General features: G+C 40.1%; 17 protein-coding genes and 1 pseudogene. 9 read left to right on the top strand and 9 right to left on the bottom strand.

Going from position 1 to position 17,681, the window contains the following annotated elements; all coding sequences use genetic code 11:
* From pheT to thrS, 7 genes are all read right to left on the bottom strand, one after another.
* Positions 1-1,424, bottom strand: a 1,424-nt coding sequence (gene pheT, locus QNK26_RS05885) for a phenylalanine--tRNA ligase subunit beta (protein WP_319221486.1), incomplete at its 3' end; no start/stop codon positions are given.
* Between the two features lie 14 nt (positions 1,425-1,438).
* Positions 1,439-2,422, bottom strand: coding sequence for a phenylalanine--tRNA ligase subunit alpha (pheS, locus tag QNK26_RS05880; RefSeq protein WP_319221484.1), 984 nt, complete (start codon positions 2,420-2,422; stop codon positions 1,439-1,441).
* Positions 2,423-2,512: 90 nt separating this feature from the next.
* Complete coding sequence (locus tag QNK26_RS05875; RefSeq protein WP_319221482.1) at positions 2,513-5,410, bottom strand: EAL domain-containing protein; 2,898 nt, start codon at positions 5,408-5,410, stop codon at positions 2,513-2,515.
* Positions 5,411-5,591: 181 nt separating this feature from the next.
* Positions 5,592-5,948 carry a 50S ribosomal protein L20 gene (rplT, locus tag QNK26_RS05870; protein WP_019439702.1) on the bottom strand — a complete coding sequence of 119 codons (357 nt, stop codon included), beginning with the start codon at positions 5,946-5,948 and terminating at the stop codon, positions 5,592-5,594.
* A gap of 27 nt (positions 5,949-5,975) precedes the next feature.
* Complete coding sequence (gene rpmI / locus QNK26_RS05865) at positions 5,976-6,170, bottom strand: 50S ribosomal protein L35 (RefSeq protein ID WP_101062591.1); 195 nt, start codon at positions 6,168-6,170, stop codon at positions 5,976-5,978.
* 84 nt (positions 6,171-6,254) lie between these two features.
* Positions 6,255-6,797: a translation initiation factor IF-3 gene (gene infC, locus QNK26_RS05860; protein WP_319221488.1), complete on the bottom strand. Its 543-nt coding sequence runs from the start codon at positions 6,795-6,797 to the stop codon at positions 6,255-6,257.
* Complete coding sequence (gene thrS / locus QNK26_RS05855) at positions 6,794-8,728, bottom strand: threonine--tRNA ligase (RefSeq protein WP_319221474.1); 1,935 nt, start codon at positions 8,726-8,728, stop codon at positions 6,794-6,796. Before thrS ends, infC begins: the two co-directional genes overlap by 4 nt.
* Before the next feature lie 341 nt (positions 8,729-9,069).
* Here thrS and QNK26_RS05850 point away from each other — a divergent pair, with 341 nt between their 5' ends.
* Positions 9,070-9,894, top strand: a complete 825-nt coding sequence (locus QNK26_RS05850; RefSeq protein ID WP_319221472.1) for a DUF2797 domain-containing protein — start codon at positions 9,070-9,072, stop codon at positions 9,892-9,894.
* 308 nt (positions 9,895-10,202) lie between these two features.
* Complete coding sequence (locus QNK26_RS05845; protein ID WP_319221471.1) at positions 10,203-10,658, top strand: L-alanine exporter AlaE; 456 nt, start codon at positions 10,203-10,205, stop codon at positions 10,656-10,658.
* 62 nt (positions 10,659-10,720) lie between these two features.
* Here the strand turns inward: QNK26_RS05845 and nikR are convergent, their stop codons facing one another.
* Entirely contained in the window at positions 10,721-11,131 is a 411-nt protein-coding gene (gene nikR, locus QNK26_RS05840; RefSeq protein ID WP_319221469.1) for a nickel-responsive transcriptional regulator NikR, read from the bottom strand.
* Between the two features lie 118 nt (positions 11,132-11,249).
* Here nikR and QNK26_RS05835 point away from each other — a divergent pair, with 118 nt between their 5' ends.
* The 6 genes from QNK26_RS05835 to QNK26_RS05810 are packed head-to-tail and all read left to right on the top strand — an operon-like array spanning position 11,250 to position 16,096.
* Positions 11,250-12,815 carry an ABC transporter substrate-binding protein gene (locus QNK26_RS05835; RefSeq protein WP_319221467.1) on the top strand — a complete coding sequence of 522 codons (1,566 nt, stop codon included), beginning with the start codon at positions 11,250-11,252 and terminating at the stop codon, positions 12,813-12,815.
* On the top strand, positions 12,806-13,780 hold the full coding sequence (locus tag QNK26_RS05830) for an ABC transporter permease (RefSeq protein ID WP_319221465.1): 975 nt from the start codon (positions 12,806-12,808) through the stop codon (positions 13,778-13,780). The genes QNK26_RS05835 and QNK26_RS05830 overlap by 10 nt, the downstream gene beginning before the upstream one ends.
* Positions 13,777-14,571, top strand: coding sequence for an ABC transporter permease (locus QNK26_RS05825; RefSeq protein WP_319221464.1), 795 nt, complete (start codon positions 13,777-13,779; stop codon positions 14,569-14,571). Before QNK26_RS05830 ends, QNK26_RS05825 begins: the two co-directional genes overlap by 4 nt.
* Entirely contained in the window at positions 14,565-15,323 is a 759-nt protein-coding gene (locus QNK26_RS05820; RefSeq protein WP_319221462.1) for an ATP-binding cassette domain-containing protein, read from the top strand. The genes QNK26_RS05825 and QNK26_RS05820 overlap by 7 nt, the downstream gene beginning before the upstream one ends.
* The gene (locus QNK26_RS05815) at positions 15,307-15,975 is read left to right on the top strand and encodes an ATP-binding cassette domain-containing protein (RefSeq protein WP_319221461.1); all 669 of its coding nucleotides are present in this window, start codon (positions 15,307-15,309) and stop codon (positions 15,973-15,975) included. The genes QNK26_RS05820 and QNK26_RS05815 overlap by 17 nt, the downstream gene beginning before the upstream one ends.
* A gap of 25 nt (positions 15,976-16,000) precedes the next feature.
* Entirely contained in the window at positions 16,001-16,096 is a 96-nt protein-coding gene (locus tag QNK26_RS05810; RefSeq protein WP_319221459.1) for a hypothetical protein, read from the top strand.
* Between the two features lie 111 nt (positions 16,097-16,207).
* Here the strand turns inward: QNK26_RS05810 and QNK26_RS05805 are convergent, their stop codons facing one another.
* Positions 16,208-17,092 (bottom strand): alanyl-tRNA editing protein, encoded by an 885-nt coding sequence (locus tag QNK26_RS05805; RefSeq protein ID WP_319221458.1) that lies wholly within the window; start codon positions 17,090-17,092, stop codon positions 16,208-16,210.
* 392 nt (positions 17,093-17,484) lie between these two features.
* On the opposite strand from QNK26_RS05805, the pseudogene QNK26_RS05800 reads away from it, so the two are divergent.
* Positions 17,485-17,681 (top strand): annotated as a pseudogene (locus QNK26_RS05800) (MBL fold metallo-hydrolase); the annotation flags it as partial.

Here is a 17,681-nt window from a genome sequence, read left to right as displayed (position 1 = left end):
GGGATGTTGTTATAACCAAATACACGAGCAACTTCTTCAATCAGGTCAACTTCAACTTCGATGTCGAAGCGGAATGAAGGAGAAATAACAGTCCAAGTGTCATTTTCAAACGTAGGTGCTAGACCCAATGTGTTTAAAATTTCAGTTACTTTTTCGTCTTCAACGTGGAAACCAATTACTTTATCTAATTGATGACGACGTAAGTTGATCGGAGCGTGTGTCGGTAATGCAGCTTCCGTTGTTACATCAACAACAGGAGCTACTTCGCCACCGCAAATTTCAACGATTAACTGTGTCGCTCGCTCCATTGCTTGGTACTGAAGTTCAAAATCAACACCACGTTCGAAACGGTGTGATGAATCAGTATGTAAACCGTATGCACGTGCACGACCAGTGATCGCTAATGGACTAAAGAATGCAGACTCTAATAAGATAGAGTTAGTTGCAGTCGTTACACCCGTTTTTTCGCCACCGAAGATACCCGCCATTGCAATAGCGCCGCTATCATCAGCAATAACCAATGTATTGTCGTTTAGTTTAACTTCATTGCCATCAAGCAGTGTTAATTTTTCATCTTGATTAGCAAGACGAACATTAATAGCACCAGTCAAAGTAGCAAGATCAAATGCATGCATCGGTTGACCAAGTTCTAACAATACATAGTTAGTTACGTCAACAACAGGATCAATTGAACGTGTGCCACAGCGACGTAAACGCTCAACCATCCATAACGGTGTTTTCGCGCTCATATCTAAGTTACTAATCACACGACCAAGGTAACGAGGACACTGTTCAGTTGCTTCAACAGAAATACTTACTGTTTCAGTACTTGTTTCTGTTGCATTCGTCCATTCTGGTGCTGTTGCAGTGATGTTATTTAAAACACCGACTTCACGAGCAATACCTGCGATGCTTAAGCAATCGGCACGGTTAGGAGTCAGATCAACTTCAATTGCTACATCATCAAGACCAAGATATTCACGGATACAAGTACCCGGTACTGCATCAGCTGGTAATTCAATAATACCTTCTGCTGATTCAGCCATACCCATTTCAGATTCAGAACAAAGCATACCGTGTGATGGTTGACCACGTAGTTTTGCTTTCTTAATTTTGAAGTCGCCAGGCAATACAGCACCCACAGTTGCAACTGCAACTTTAAGGCCTGCACGGCAGTTAGATGCGCCACATACGATGTCGATAAGCTCTTCAGCACCGATATCGATTTTTGTTACTTGTAACTTATCGGCATCAGGGTGTTGACCACACTCAACAACGTGACCGACAACGATACCAGTGAAATCACCAGCAACAGCATCAATACCGTCAACTTCAAGACCAGCCATTGTAATCTGATGTGCTAGCTCTTCATTTGTAAGACCTGGTTGTACCCAAGTTTGTAACCATTCATTACTGAATTTCATTATTGAGTCCTATCTTATTTAAACTGCTTGAGGAAACGTAAATCATTTTCGAAAAATGAACGTAAATCGTTAACGCCATAGCGAAGCATCGCTAAACGTTCAACACCCATACCAAAGGCAAAGCCTGAGTATTTTTCAGGGTCGATTCCAACAGAGGTTAATACGTTAGGGTGAACCATGCCGCAGCCTAGTACTTCTAACCATTTACCGTTTTTGCCCATAACATCAACTTCAGCAGAAGTTTCTGTGAATGGGAAATAAGAAGGACGGAAACGAATTTCTAAATCTTCTTCAAAGAAGTTGTTTAGGAAATCGTGTAACACACCTTTCAGCTCGCTAAAGCTTACTTTTTCATCTACAAATAGACCTTCTACTTGATGGAACATTGGTGTGTGAGTTTGATCGTAATCATTACGGAAAACACGGCCTGGAGAAATGATACGAATAGGCGGTTTTTCAACCTCCATGGTACGGATCTGAACACCAGACGTTTGTGTTCTTAGTACTAATTTAGGATTAAAGTAAAATGTATCGTGATCCGCACGAGCAGGATGGTGCTCAGGGATGTTCAATGCATCAAAGTTGTAATAATCATTTTCAACTTCTGGACCAGATTTAACAGCGAAACCTAATTCACCGAAAAATGATTCAATACGTTCGATAGTACGTGTTACAGGATGTAAACCACCGTTTAGGTTGCTACGACCTGGTGCAGTAACATCAATCATTTCTTCTGCTAATTTAGCATCTAGAACTGCTTGCTGAAATGCATCACGCTTTTCGTTAATGACTTTTTGAACTTCTTGTTTAGCGATGTTAATCGCTTGACCAGCTTTAGGTTTCTCTGCTGGAGGCAGTTTGCCTAATGTTTTCATCTGTTCTGTTAAAATACCTTTTTTACCAAGGTACTCAACACGAACAGTGTCCAATGTTGCTAAGTCAGTTGCGTTTGCTACGGCTTCTACGGCCTGTGCGATTATTTCTTTAAGGTGTTGCATGTTTTTCTTATCACCCTGTTGGCAGGAAAAGTGAATAGATTCATTCAGTAATGGATGATTTTACTTAAAAGTTAGCGGAAGTGCTAGTACTTAAGCTGAATCAAGTTGTTCATTATCAACTAAATCGACTAAAAGTGCGGGTTTGGCTATTAAATAGCCTTGAACATAATCAATACCGATTTCAGATAATATATTTTTAATGTTGTCATTCTCTACATATTCAGCAACTGTTTTAATATTCACAGCTTTAGCGATGTCATTAAATGATTTTACCATGGTGTAATCAACGTCATCAGTCTCAATATTTTCAATAAATGCACCATCAATTTTGAGTTGATCGATTGGTAATCGTTTAATATAACTATACGATGAAAAACCACTACCGAAATCATCAAGACTAAACCGACAACCTAATTTTTTGAACTTATTCATAAATATTATTGTTTGGTCAAAATCCATAATTGCCTGACTTTCTGTAATTTCAAAGCAGAGCTTTTCAGGGGGAATACCATACATCGAAATCGTGTTTTCAATAAATAAATGCATACTTCTATCAACTAAAGACTGTCCACACAAATTGATAGAAGCAGAACTAAGCATAGCAAGATGGTTAGGGTTAGAAGATAACCATTGGCAGTATGTTTTAACTACCCAGCGATCTATCTGCGACATAAAGTTGTAATTCTCCGCCGCCGCGATAAATTCACTTGGTGATAGTAAATTACCTTCTTCATCTCGCAAACGAAGTAAAATTTCATAACGATACCCCTCCTTAATTGAAGGGGACAACGGTTTTATGGTTTGAAATGCTAACTCGAAACGATCTTCATCTAACGCTTCACGTAATACGCCAATCCAACGCATTTCACGTTGATGTCCTAACATGACATCATTACAGTTACTATATACGTAAATACGGTTACGTCCCTGCTCTTTCGCGGTAAAACAGGCCGTATCAGCAAGGCTTAATGCTTGAGAGAAATTTTCAATCGATTCATCTAAAACCACGATACCAATACTCATTCCGAGTACAAAATGGCGACCAATATGAGTGAACCTAAAATCTTCGATAGCGCAACGAATGGTGTCAGCTACCTCAAGTGCATTATCAATGTTTGTTTTAAGCAGAATACCGAATTCATCGCCACCGAGACGTGCTAATATCGCATTGTCATCAAGCTGAGACTTTAATACAACCGTGATTTTTTTCAGTAAAGCGTCACCAACGTCATGACCACATATGTCGTTTACCAACTTAAATTGATCAAGGTCCATGTACAGCAAGATATGATCTTCGAGTAGCAAATGGTCATGTTCTCGCGATAGGTCTAATGATCGCCCAACCAGTTTTTCAAAATGTACCCGATTGACCAATCCTGTTAATTGATCATATTTTTCGATTGACTCAAGTTTTATCTCATGTTGTTTACGTTTTGTGGTATTCACAAATGAACCATCAATAACCGTTATATCAGGCTGTATATTTAAGCGCATGTTAATTTCACCATGGAATATTTCACCATAGCGGTCATACCCAGACATTTCTATACTGCTAATTTCGCCTTCAATACCGAGTTTTTTTATTATTTTTTCACGTAAATGTGGATCCGCATAAAACTCATCAGCCTTAAAATGTCCTGATTGCTTCATGTCATCAAGATTAATAAAACCCAATAATCGACACATGGCTTTGTTCATAGCTAATACATCGCCATCGAGAGTAGTTGTAAACATCCCTTCAGCCGCATTTTGGAATACACTGTAATAACGTTCATTCACCGATGTGATTTGTTTCTCTACATCTTTTGTTACGATACGTTCATGGGCCATTTGCTTAGCAAAATTCCAGCACAGATACATTAATACAACGAGTGCTGAACATGCTGACACATAATCGGAGAACTCATACTGACCAAACAATCCAAAGCGCGTGAGGATATGTATATCAATACCGAGTATAAAATACACCATTGATAATACATAAAAACGAACATCTGCTGATTCACCATGGATGAAAAATAAACCGCATACAACAGACAAAACTGTAATCGCTAAGGCTAGACCTGATACTAGCAAGACCCCTATTTTAAAAGAAAATAATAACGGACTAGTCATCACTATAGCTGAGAAAATAATCAGTATGTTAGTCGAGAGTGAAAACCAAGTTCGGTACCTTAGCTGTAGTAATTGCCGCGCAAACAAACTTAGATTTAATCCAATAGCCCCCATTAACACTATGATGATAAAATCATAATACCGTGCGATAAAGTCGATGTTATAGGCAAAACCAAATCCTTCGACTATCCAAATAACGGACAAATAACAAACGATAAATAATACATACTGAATTAATTTCGGTTCATGAAGATGTATATACAAAAATATCAAATAACAAATCATCATTAAGAATAAACCAGTAAAAATACCCACCATTATTTTATGTTGTGATTGTTCATCGATAAAATCATTCGCATCCCAAATCATCAATGGTGTCTGTAGGAATGCACTTGTTTTTAGGCGTATGTAATAACGGATAGTTTCATCTGCTTCGATCTTAAAACCGGTCGCAAATGTTAAATTAGACATGTTTTCATTATCATGACTGCGGGTACCCAGCTTTTTAACTGTAGTGCTACCATCATCATGAATCAAATAAAGATCTATTTTATCTAATAATGAATCACCAAAATCTATAATGAGGAACTTTTCAACGCCCGCTTTATTGACTATTTCGCCCTGAAACCAAAATGAGCTGTCTGAGAATCCAAAATTAAAATGGCTTTGCTTGCTTTTTATCCATGGAATAGATGACTTTTTTTGTGACAGATCGTCAAATGTATATGAGTTGGTTTTATCTTCAAAGTGTTTGAGTGATGAGCCAAGATGCCCGACATTAAAGTCTGAGCCAATTTCGATGCCTTCTGCATGTGCAAAAACAGTGTTAAGGCTAAGGACTATAAAAAGAAGTAAAGATAATAAATAATGCATAAATTTGAAGATCTATCTCAAAATTATTTTAAATTGATTAATCGATATTACAGAAAAGCATAATGCAAGTATATAGAGGGCTTCGTTAGGAGGGGTTAATAGCAGTTTGGTATTAATTTATCTACAAATACTAAAAAAGGAGGCCTAAGCCTCCTTTTAATAACTGTTACTTAATTAATAATTAAGCAACTGCTTCTTTTGCTTTATTTACTAGTACAGTAAATGCCGCTTTATCGAATACAGCAATGTCTGCTAAGATCTTACGATCGATTTCAATAGAGGCGTGTTTAAGGCCATTAATGAAACGGCTGTAAGACATACCATTTTGACGTGCAGCAGCGTTAATACGTGTAATCCATAATTGACGGAATTGACGTTTACGTTGACGACGGTCACGGTAAGCATATTGACCAGCTTTAGTAACTGCTTGGAAGGCAACACGATAAACTCGTGAACGAGCTCCGTAATAACCTTTAGCTTGTTTTAAGACTTTCTTGTGACGAGCACGTGCAACAACACCGCGTTTAACTCTAGGCATAACTATTTTCCTCTTTTATATCTAAAATTAAGCGTATGGAAGCATACGTTTAACAGATGCTACATCAGATGCTGCAACCATTTGCGTACCACGAAGGTGACGTTTACGTTTTGTGCTCTTCTTGGTCAAGATATGACGTAGATGAGACTGTTTGCGTTTAAAACCATTAGCGGTTTTTTTAAAGCGCTTTGCAGCACCTTTATTCGATTTCAACTTAGGCATTATAACTCCGCATTGTTGAATATTAATGATTAATAGTAAGGCGAACATGAGTACTTACGCACTCATATTACTTGGAAGCACCTACTATTTCTTTTTTGGGGCTAACACCATTACAGCTTGACGACCTTCCATTTTCGGGAAAGCCTCCACGACTGCAATTTCTTTTAGATCGTCTTTAATACGATTCAAAAGATCAAAGCCTAAGCTCTGGTGCGCCATTTCTCGACCTCGGAAACGCAGCGTGATTTTCGCTTTGTTGCCTTCTTCGAGGAAGCGAGTCAGGTTGCGTAGTTTTACCTGATAATCGCCAGTGTCAGTTCCAGGTCGGAATTTTATTTCCTTAACCTGAACCCGAATTTGCTTTTTCTTCTGTTCTTTAACAGACTTACTTTTCTCGTATATAAATTTACCGTAATCCATTATACGGCAAACAGGAGGCTCGGCATTCGGGCTAATTTCTACTAGGTCTAAACTTGCTTCTTCTGCTTTAGCAAGTGCTTCTCTTATAGATACGATTCCAATCACTTCACCATCATCACCGTTTAATCGACATTCAGGTATAAGAATTTCTTCGTTGATACGATGTTGTCTGGCCGTCTGTTGTTGGCCTTTTTTTCCGCCTTTTATAACGAATCCTCCAAAGTTGTTTTACCGCGGCTGTTGACTTCAGTTTGTAATTTACTAATGAAGTCATCTAACTTCATAGTACCTAAGTCAACGCCCTTACGAGTACGTACTGCAATTTCTCCTGATTCGACTTCTTTATCGCCGATAACCAAAAGATATGGAATACGTTTCAAAGTATGTTCGCGGATTTTAAAGCCTATCTTCTCATTTCTCAAGTCTAATTTTGCTCTAATGCCTACTTTCTTCATTTTTTCTACAAATTCTGTAGCAAAAACAGCCTGTTTGTCTGTAATGTTCATTACAACAGCTTGAACAGGTGAAATCCAAGTAGGGAAAAGACCAGCATATTCTTCAATTAGAATACCGATGAAGCGCTCAAGAGAACCTAAAATAGCTCGGTGAATCATAACAGGCGTATCACGACCGTTATTTTCGCACACATATTCAGCACCTAATTTCTCAGGCATTGAGAAGTCTAGCTGAATTGTACCACATTGCCATGCACGATCTAAACAGTCATGTAGGGTGAATTCAATTTTAGGTCCGTAGAACGCACCCTCGCCTTCTTGTATCTCATAGCTTAGGCCACTAGCTGTTAATGCATCAGCAAGTGCTTTTTCTGATTTATCCCAAGTTTCGTCACTACCTACACGATTTTCAGGGCGTGTTGACAGTTTAATTTCGATATCTTTGAAACCAAACGTTTCATAAGTTTCGAAAACCATCTTGATACAATCTGACACTTCTTGTTGTATTTGGTCTTCAGTACAGAAGATATGAGCATCATCCTGAGTGAAACCACGTACACGCATTAAGCCATGTAGCGAGCCAGATGGTTCATTACGGTGACATGAGCCAAACTCAGCCATACGTAATGGTAAATCACGGTAAGATTTTAAACCTTGGTTATAAATCTGTACGTGACCAGGACAGTTCATTGGTTTAATCGCGTATTCGCGGTTTTCCGAATGCGTACAGAACATACCGTCTGCATATTTGTCCCAGTGACCTGATTTTTCCCATAAGCTACGATCCATGATTTGAGGACCTTTCACTTCTTGGTAATTAAAGTCACGTAGTTTTTCACGAATAAACGTTTCTAACTCACGGAAAATCGTCCAACCATCGTTATGCCAGAACACCATGCCCGGAGCATCTTCTTGCATATGGTAAAGATCAAGCTGCTTACCAATTTTACGGTGATCACGTTTCTCTGCTTCAACAAGGCGTTGCAGGTACTCTTTAAGCTCTTTCTTATCTGTCCAAGCTGTACCATAAACACGTTGCAACATTTTGTTGTCAGAGTTACCACGCCAGTATGCACCGGCAACAGACATTAATTTAAAATGCTGGCAATGTTTCATTACTGGTACGTGTGGGCCACGACACATGTCGATGTATTCTTCATGGTGATATAAAGCAGGCGTTTCATCTCGGCCGATATTCTCGTCTAAGATAGCTACTTTATAAGTTTCACCGCGCGCTTCAAACGTGTCACGCGCTTCTTGCCAAGATACAACTTTCTTAATTACTTGATAGTTGGTCTTAACCAGTTTAGTCATGTGCTTTTCTAGTTTAGCTAAATCAGCTTCACTAATTGGTTCTTCCATTTCGACGTCATAATAGAAGCCTTTATCAATGGTAGGACCAATAGCCATCTTGGTGTTTGGCCATAGTTGCTTAATAGCATGACCAAGTAAATGCGCACAAGAGTGACGTAAGATCTCTAAACCATCAGCATCTTTAGAAGTAATGATTTCAATTGCAGCGTCTTCAGTGATCAAGTCACATGCGTCAACACGTTCACCGTTAACACGGCCAGCGATACACGCTTTAGCAAGACCAGAACTGATATCTGCGGCAATATCCATTATTGATACTGGATTGTCAAATTGACGCTGAGCGCCATCTGGAAGAGTAATAACAGGCATTTTATATCCTTTTGCAGTGATGCTGCCTACGATGCAGCGTTTGCATAAATTTAGGGTGTGAACAACACACCCTGCGATAATGATTTTTAGAGAGGTAATTAATACAGATGACCAAGCCCCTCTAAATAAACTGAAATTTGAATTTGAACCTTTTGTAATCGTATTACCAAAAGTAAAAACTATAAGTAGAAAGAAATTTCAGACCCAGTATTATATAGAATTACATTATAATTACACGGCTTTTGTTGATCTTGCATGAATTTATCCCTCATATATAAGAATGAACATGTAAATCGACAATCCATAATCCCATAAAATTTCACCAGCAATGGAATATAAAAATGTCATACACAGGCCATATCAGTAAAATGGTTTCAACACTTAACGCAGATAATAGTGTGAGTTACCAATTACCGCTCGACGATACTCTTGTTCCGTTAAACGAACTTATCGGTAAATCAATTACACTGACGCACACTGGCAACATACATTGCTCAAATTGTGGTAAGAAAACCAAGAAAAGCTATTCACAAGGCCACTGCTTTGTTTGTACACGTAAATTAGCAAGTTGTGACATGTGTATTATGAAGCCAGAAACATGCCATTATGAGCACGGTACTTGCCGTGAACCACAATGGGCTGATGATTTTTGTATGACTGACCACTATGTATACCTCTCAAATACATCGGCACTAAAAGTCGGCATTACTCGCCACACGCAATTACCAACACGTTGGATAGACCAAGGTGCTACACAAGGCCTACCTATATTCAAAGTTAAAACTCGCTTGATATCAGGACTGGTTGAAACCGCATTAGCTGAGTTCATTGGTGATAAAACCAACTGGCGCACCATGCTTAAAGGTGAAAACAGCGACATTAATTTAAAAGTAGAAGCCGCTCGCTTAATGCCTTTAATTGAAGAGCAATTAGGTAATATTGAAATGATGTATGGTTTGGATGCAATTGAAGAACTGGAAGAAGAGATTGTTACGATTAATTATCCTGTCACTCAACATCCGACCAAGATTGTGTCACATAACTTTGATAAAGAACCCGTTGTAACGGGTGTATTACAAGGTATTAAAGGCCAATACTTGTTTTTTGATACGGGTGTTATCAATATCCGTAAATTCACCAGCTATGAAATTACCCTAACCGCCTAACTACCTTACCTAACTGTCAATAAGTAATCCTAACTTACGAGATGCTGACCGATAATTTCGGTCAGTAATTTGACCCGTGTCACACTAGCTTGCAGCGTTTTTTGTTTGCCTCAGCATTTAGTCTCTATTTTTCCTCCATTCTCAGTATTTAATACACAAAAAACTTAAAAACCGATAAAACAACAGCGATTAATACTGGTTAATACGTGATTTAATACCCACTTATTCCACTTATAGCCAAGTATCCAGTTTATAAGTGATGGATAAATCAATTTATATACGATATTAACCTATTTGGAGATAAGCAAGTGCAAGTTAAAGCCCCTTTCTGCGTCCGTAATGCCGCAGCTGACACATTCGCAATGGTAGTATTTAGTTTCGTTGTGGGCATGTTGATTGAGATATTTGTCTCAGGGATGTCGTTTGAGCGATCTTTAGCTTCTCGTGTGGTTTCAATTCCCGTCAATATAGCCATTGCATATCCATATGGTTTATATCGTGACTTTATAATCAAGACTGGTGCTAAATTAGTAAAGAGTAAACTAACCAAGAAGTTTGGTGATACGTTTGCTTATGTGTCTTTTCAATCGCCAGCTTATGCATTAATTTTATTATCGGTCGGTGCTGACTTCGCTCAGATCGTAACAGCAGTATCAAGTAATGCGGTAGTGTCCTGCTTTGTTGGTGTGTTTTACGGCCTGTTTCTTGATTTATGCCGAAAGATTTTTCGCGTACCCGGTTATCACGCAACGATTAGTTCATAATTGCGAAGTAACCTAGGAAATCAATAAAGGCGCTGATTAGCGCCTTTATTGATCTGTATGCGTTATACCTGCGCAGCTTTAGTCAGGCGCGACAATTTAACACCTTTTAATGCACCGATACTGTTGGCAAGTTGATTAACTTCTTTCGCATTGCCTCTAATAATAATAGTTTCCAAACAATCATGATGACTAATATGTACATGAGTGGAACAAAGTATAAATACAGAATGAGCATGCTGGATTTCAACGAGCTTTTCGGTTAAGCCACGCTGATGGTGATCAAAAATTAAAGTGAGAACACCAATGACTTCATCCTGTGAGTTATCCCATTGATGATCCACCTGTCTTTCACGAAATAAATCGCGAATATATTCCGAACGCGAACTATACGACTTGTCACATACCTCACCCTCCATGTTATCAAATAGTTTCTTAGGTAACGACACCGTAAACCTAACTGTTTCATCACTCATAAATCTTAACCTTTTAAATGCTGTTTTGTGAAATTGTGATCTTTGACACATTCCCACCTTTGAGTATGACGAATTTAATATTAGTATCATTACTCTAAACTACCAAGGAGTCAGGAAAGTGAACATTTCATCTGTATTATTAGCATCAATAGTCTTTATTACCCCATTTACAATCGCTGCTTCAGAGCCTAATACTGCAATACCTGAACAATTGATCATATCGCTAGGCAGTGAGCCAGATTCAGGGTTTGATCCAATCTATGGCTGGGGTAGTTATGGCGATCCATTATTTCAATCAACCCTTATTCGTCGTAATAAAAATTTAGAGCTCACTGGCGATCTTGCTAAGAATTGGACACTTTCGAGCGACCGCTTAATCTGGACTATTGAATTAAAGAAAAATATTAAATTCAGTAACGGTCGAGATCTTACCACAGATGATATCGCCTTCACTTATCAAACAGCAAAAAATGCTGCAACTACGCATGATTTAAACAACGTTGTTAACATAGAAGTTGTTGATGCACACAAGATCCGTTTTATCCTAAAGCAAGCTGATATTACTTTCATCGATGAGCTAACATCATTAGGCATAGTACCAAAAGATAGCTACAACAAAAAATACGGTCAAAATCCAATAGGCTCTGGCCCCTACGTTTTTCAACGCTGGGATAAAGGTCAGCAGATGCTGATCAAAGCAAATCCATATTACTATGCGCAAAAACCACAATTTGAAAATATCCTGGTTGTGTTTACCGATGAAGATAGCCGATTGGCACTACTCAAATCTGGTCAATTGCAGCTTGCCGCTATTCCACAGCGATTTTCAGCGTCGATCACACCGCCTTTAACGCTGTGGAATATTGATAGCGTTGATAACCGCGGTATAGTCTGGCCAGTGAACAAACCGCGTAAAGCTAATGACGGAAAGGTAAACGGTAACAATGTCAGTTATGATCCGGCTATCAGGCAAGCAATTAACCTAGCAATGGATCGTGAATTAATGGTCAATGGCATATTAAACGGTTATGGTCGCCCGGCACATTCCATCGCAGATGACATGCCTTGGGGACCGGCAGAACAAAACCAATCAAATAAAGCCGACCTAGTAGCCGCCAAAAAAGTACTCAGCGATGCAGGTTGGGCAGATACAAATGGTAATGGTACTATCGACAAAGATGGACATGAAGCTACATTCACTCTGCTCTACAAGGCCGGTGATAGCGCGCGTGAACAATTATCGATTGTCGCAGCCAGTATGGTCAAGCCTCTTGGTATTAACATTGAGTTGCTTGCTGGCAGCTGGGATTTTATTGCCACCAAAATGCATGAAAATCCGGTATTGATGGGCTGGGGAAGCCATTCTGCGAAAGAAGTCCGCTTTGTTTACCATAGTGACTTTGCCGGTATCGAGTTCTTCAATTCAGGCTTCTATCATAACGCTAAAGTGGACCAAGCCATCAACCTAGCGAATAACGCCCCTTCTTGGGAAGCTTCTCTTCCGTATTGGCAGCAGGCTCAACAACTGATTAAAGCGGACCAACCTTGGACTTGGCTGGTTAATCTAGATCATCTCTACGCCGCCTCTTCATGTTTAGACCTAGGTACACCGATACCTGAGCCACATGGTCACGGCTGGCCACTGACTGCAAATATTACCGAATGGTCATGGATATGCGAGTAACTATTATCGGCCGTGCAACAGCACGGCTCTTGCTGCAGTTAGTGTTGGTCACGCTGTTCGCATTTATTCTATTAGCGATTTCACCGATCGAACCGCTCAATTATTATATCGGCAATCAGATGATGACGCTATCTGCTGAGCAACGTCTGTTACTTGCACAAAACTTAGGTTTAGACCAGAGCATTACAGAACGTTTTATCATCTGGTCGCAACATTTAATGCAAGGCGATCTTGGTTTTTCAATTAAATTTCAACAGCCAGTGAGTGACGTTATTAAAGAACGCTTTCCATCATCTTTATTATTGATGGGCGCAAGTTGGACGCTTTCTTTATTGGTAGGATATTCTTTAGGACTTATTGCTGCATTAAAGGAAAATAGTATTTGGGATCGGCTCATCACGCGCTTAACCTGGGTACTAGCAAGTACCCCGTCTTTTTGGCTTGCTCTGATCTTAATTTATGTATTTGCAGTCAAACTGACTCTATTACCGGTTTGCTGTTCAGCACCATTGGGAATGGACCCTAATAATGTGCCTTGGTTAACTCGTATTGAACATTTAATTTTACCTTGTATTGCCCTGGCTTTAACAAGCTTGGCCCCCATTGTGTTACACACGAAAGAGAAAGTACTCGATGTTTTAGCCAGTGACCATGTCAATTACGCGCGTATGCACGGTCAATCTACATTTGGCATTATCCGCCACAGCTTATTACGTAACAGCTTAACGCCCGCTTTAGTATTGCACTTAGCTAGCTTTGCTGAGTTATTCGGTGGTTCCGTGTTAGCGGAAACGGTATTTAATTTCCCAGGGCTTGGTAATACTCTCGTATTAGCAGGACTCAGTGGTGATACCGCATTACTAATGGGAATAACCTTGATCACAGCCATCTTCATTTTTACCGGCAATAGCTGCGCGAATTTATTGCGCGATTACCTTTTGCCTGGTCAGGAGCTATCGAAATGAAACATCTCTCCTACCCGAGTCTGATCTGCTTATTGTTAATCGTTGCAGGGGCCTATTTTTGGCCCAATCATGGCGTGGATATCGACTTAATGGCAAAACTGCAAGCACCCTCTATGACACATTGGTTTGGCACTGACTGGCTAGGTCGCGATCAATTTTCGCGTACCATGAAGGCGCTGATATGCAGCTTGGAGGTTGGTGGTATTGCGGCCATATTAAGTTCACTTATTGCGTTCTCGCTCGCAATCATTGCCAGCAGCCATGAACGCTTAGCATGGTTGGTTGACTTATTAGTTGATACCATGATGTCACTGCCGCATTTATTATTACTCATTCTATTAACCCTCGCATTAGGTGGCAGTTCACAAGGTGTTATTTTTGCCATTACGTTAAGCCATTGGCCTAAGTTAACCCGCTTACTACGTGCAGAGGTCAGCCAATTAGTTAGCCAACCTTACATATTATTAGCCAAAAATTTCGGGAAACCCTATTGGCAGGTATTAGTCCAGCATATGGTTCCTCATCTGTTGCCACAATGGTTAACGGGATTATTGTTGTTGATTCCACATGCTATTTTACATGCCGCCGCTTTAACCTTTCTCGGCTTTGGCCTGAATCCAAACTCCCCCTCAATGGGCGTGTTACTCTCAGAAGCCAGTCGCTATCTCATTATTGGTAACTGGTGGCTGGCTTTATTTCCAGGTTTAGTCTTGATCTTAGTATTATTATTATTTGCCGAAAATGCAGGCCGCTTTACAGCAAAGTTAAGGCAGGGGCAGTCATCATGTTAATCATCGAAAATCTGACCATTAAAAATAATCAGCATACACTGCTGAGTAATGCCAATTTCTCGGTAAAACGCGGTGAATGTTTAGCCATCATCGGTGCCAGTGGCAGCGGTAAGAGTATCCTCGCTAATGCGCTACTTGAATCATTGCCACGCGGCTTTGTACAAACAGGCAGCATCAGCTTTAACAATCCTGCACATAGTACTTTAGCCATTGTGGCGCAAGCGGCTACGGCATTAAACCCAAGTAGCCGAGTACGTTCCCAACTCATTCAGCAGTTAGAAAAACGCTGGAAGAGATGGCGACAACCAGCAACACAAATTAATCTAACTGAAAGTTTACAGCAAGCCAGTTTAACCAAGTCAATTTTGCCACTTTATCCTTATCAACTCTCTGGCGGGATGGCAAAACGAGTACTGACAGCATTGGCGCTTATTCAGGATACAGATTTCATTGTTGCTGATGAACCCACTTGTGGTCTGGAGCTGCAACGCGCTCAGGCTGTGTTTAAAGAATTAGCTGAACTGCGTAACAACAAAAAAGCGGGCAGCAAAAAAGGAGTGATCATCATCAGCCATGATCTACCCGGTCTTATGCAGGTAGCAGACCGAATATTAGTGTTAAAAGACGGCTGTATTATTGATGAAACAACCCCACAAGCCATACTATCAGGTCTTGCAAATAACTATACCCAAGCACTATGGCAGGCCAGTCCTGCAAATTGGATGAGGAGAAACAATGCTCAAGCTATGTAACGCGACAATAAAAAATCAACAGCGTATCATTACGTTTCCAGACCTTTGCCTTAATGTCGGTGAAATTGTCGGCCTAAGCGGCCCCAGTGGGTGTGGAAAATCAACGCTCGCAATGGCGCTTGCAGGCATGCAGTCTCTGCATTCAGGATCTATTGCTAGGCCTAAAGTGGCTACACACAATAGCGCGAACAAAAATAGGCCAAACAGTGTTCAATGGGTCTGTCAACAGCCTGAATTTGCATTCAATCCCCTTTGGACATTACACAAATCGATGACTGAAAGTCATCCTATTGATGAAGCACAGTTAGCCCGTTACCAAATAGATCCTAGCTGGTTGAAGCGCTATCCCAAAGAGCTTTCAGGTGGTGAGTTACAGCGCCTAAATCTCGTCAGGGCTTTAGCTCCGGATACCCGGTATTTACTGTGCGATGAGATCACCGCGCAATTAGATACACTCACACAGCAAGATATTTGGCAGGCGTTGTGTGCAGAAGTAGACAGAGGCCAGCTCGGTTTACTGGTCATCTCTCACGATGAATATTTGCTAGACGCTATTTGTGACCGAGTAATTAAATTTGGTACCAGTGCTGAAGTCCCGATGATCGCGACTGAACCAGTGTCTAATCCAAGTTGGCGCGCGGTACTAAACTAATTTATCACCATCAAATATTGCGGTTGTGTCTTGCTTTGTTGGTGCGTTCTACGGTCTGTTTCTTGATTTATGCCGAAAGGTTTTTCGCGTACCAGGCTACAACACCGGTATTAGTGCTTGATAAATTGTAACGACTGATTCAAGTGACAAAACATAAAATAAAAAAGGCGCATGATCAGGCGCCTTTATTATTTCTACTTCTATATACAATTCTATTTTCAAGAACACATAACTAACTTGCAGTTGTGATCATTTCTAGATCTTGGTCTGATTTTTGAGTGAGGGTAATCTCAATCCCAGTATATTCAGCCAAACTTTGCACGTGCGAACCACCACAAGGCATAGTAATACTCTCGCCTTTACCTAGATCGCAACACCAAAAGCGAGAATCGGTAAGTAACTCACCTTCACACTTCATTACTACAGGCGCTTTAGTCGCAAGCCAAGTTGCCAACACATCATTAACCCTAGCTTCTATCTCAGCCAGATCAGTCAGCATCTCAGCCACGTTAAGGCCTCGTTTTTTCAAGGTTTTACCTAAACGATAGCTGTCTGTCGATTTATTTTCAGAAACCAGGCTTAAAACCTGTGCATATGAATGGAAATCACGATTGTTTAGCGCATCTTTACGCGATGCGTCTTTGCGCCAATAACTTTGCTCAAGTACTTTATTTAATGCAAAAGACGCTAAGTGCCCTGCACTGTGGCCGCGACTTAATGCCGCTTGATAGTTAGCATCAATCACTAGTTCAACGTCATCATTGATATTTAAGGCTGCGCCCGGTGCTAACTCGTGAACAACCACAAAGTGCCAACCTGCTTCACCACGCTTCACCGGAATATCAGAGCCTAGGTGCAATTTATGATTCTCAACATCAAAAGCACCAGTAACACAATTAATCACCGTATATTTATTACCTGTGCATAATAGTAAACCACGATCCGCAGGATGATCTGGCCAAATATGGCTAACGGGATGGAACGGTGTTGTATCCGTAATAACATAAGTGCTGGTATCTGTTTGTTCAACCCACTGAATTTGACTTGAAGATTGTGTAATTGCCTTCGTGAAAAGTACCTTGGTTGCGAGTACTTGATGAGTTAAAACTTCAGACATTTAAATTCCTTAAAAACAGTAAAATACTAATCACTTGAATAATACCACTTACACTCCTCATTTGCTGCCGAACCTATGTCCTAAAAGTGAAAGTTATATCCAGAGTTAAAGTGTGTCACCAGTTAACAAACAATCATGCATGATGGTCTAATTAAGCTTGTGAATTTGTTACTATGTTTTAGCGCATCATGGTTAATTAAATGGCCACCAGCAGCGCCATATCAACATGCCAAGTGTATAACGCAGTACCTTAATTATTCTTATATGTTGGCCATCTTTAACTTATATTCAAATAATTCCGACTCGGATTTCGAATAAACAGAAACCTGCTAGACTCATTGAGTACCATATACACAACTTTTTACTACCAAACTCAAGGAAGTAACCCGCCTATGAACAAACTATTTTCCTCATTTATTGTGGCTACATTATGTTGTATGACTAACATCGCGTTAGCCGAAGATCATCATTCCGATAAAAAGATATTTAAAGTCACAGAGCTCAAAACTGGGTTTCAATTTCTGCAGGGGAAAGGCGGTAATATCTTATTGTCTGTAGGTAAGGATGGTCTGCTTATTGTTGATAGTGA

Origin of the sequence: Moritella sp. (genome assembly GCF_033791185.1) — a bacterium.
Lineage (GTDB): Bacteria > Pseudomonadota > Gammaproteobacteria > Enterobacterales > Moritellaceae > Moritella.
This window is presented reverse-complemented; position numbering and strand designations above follow the sequence as displayed.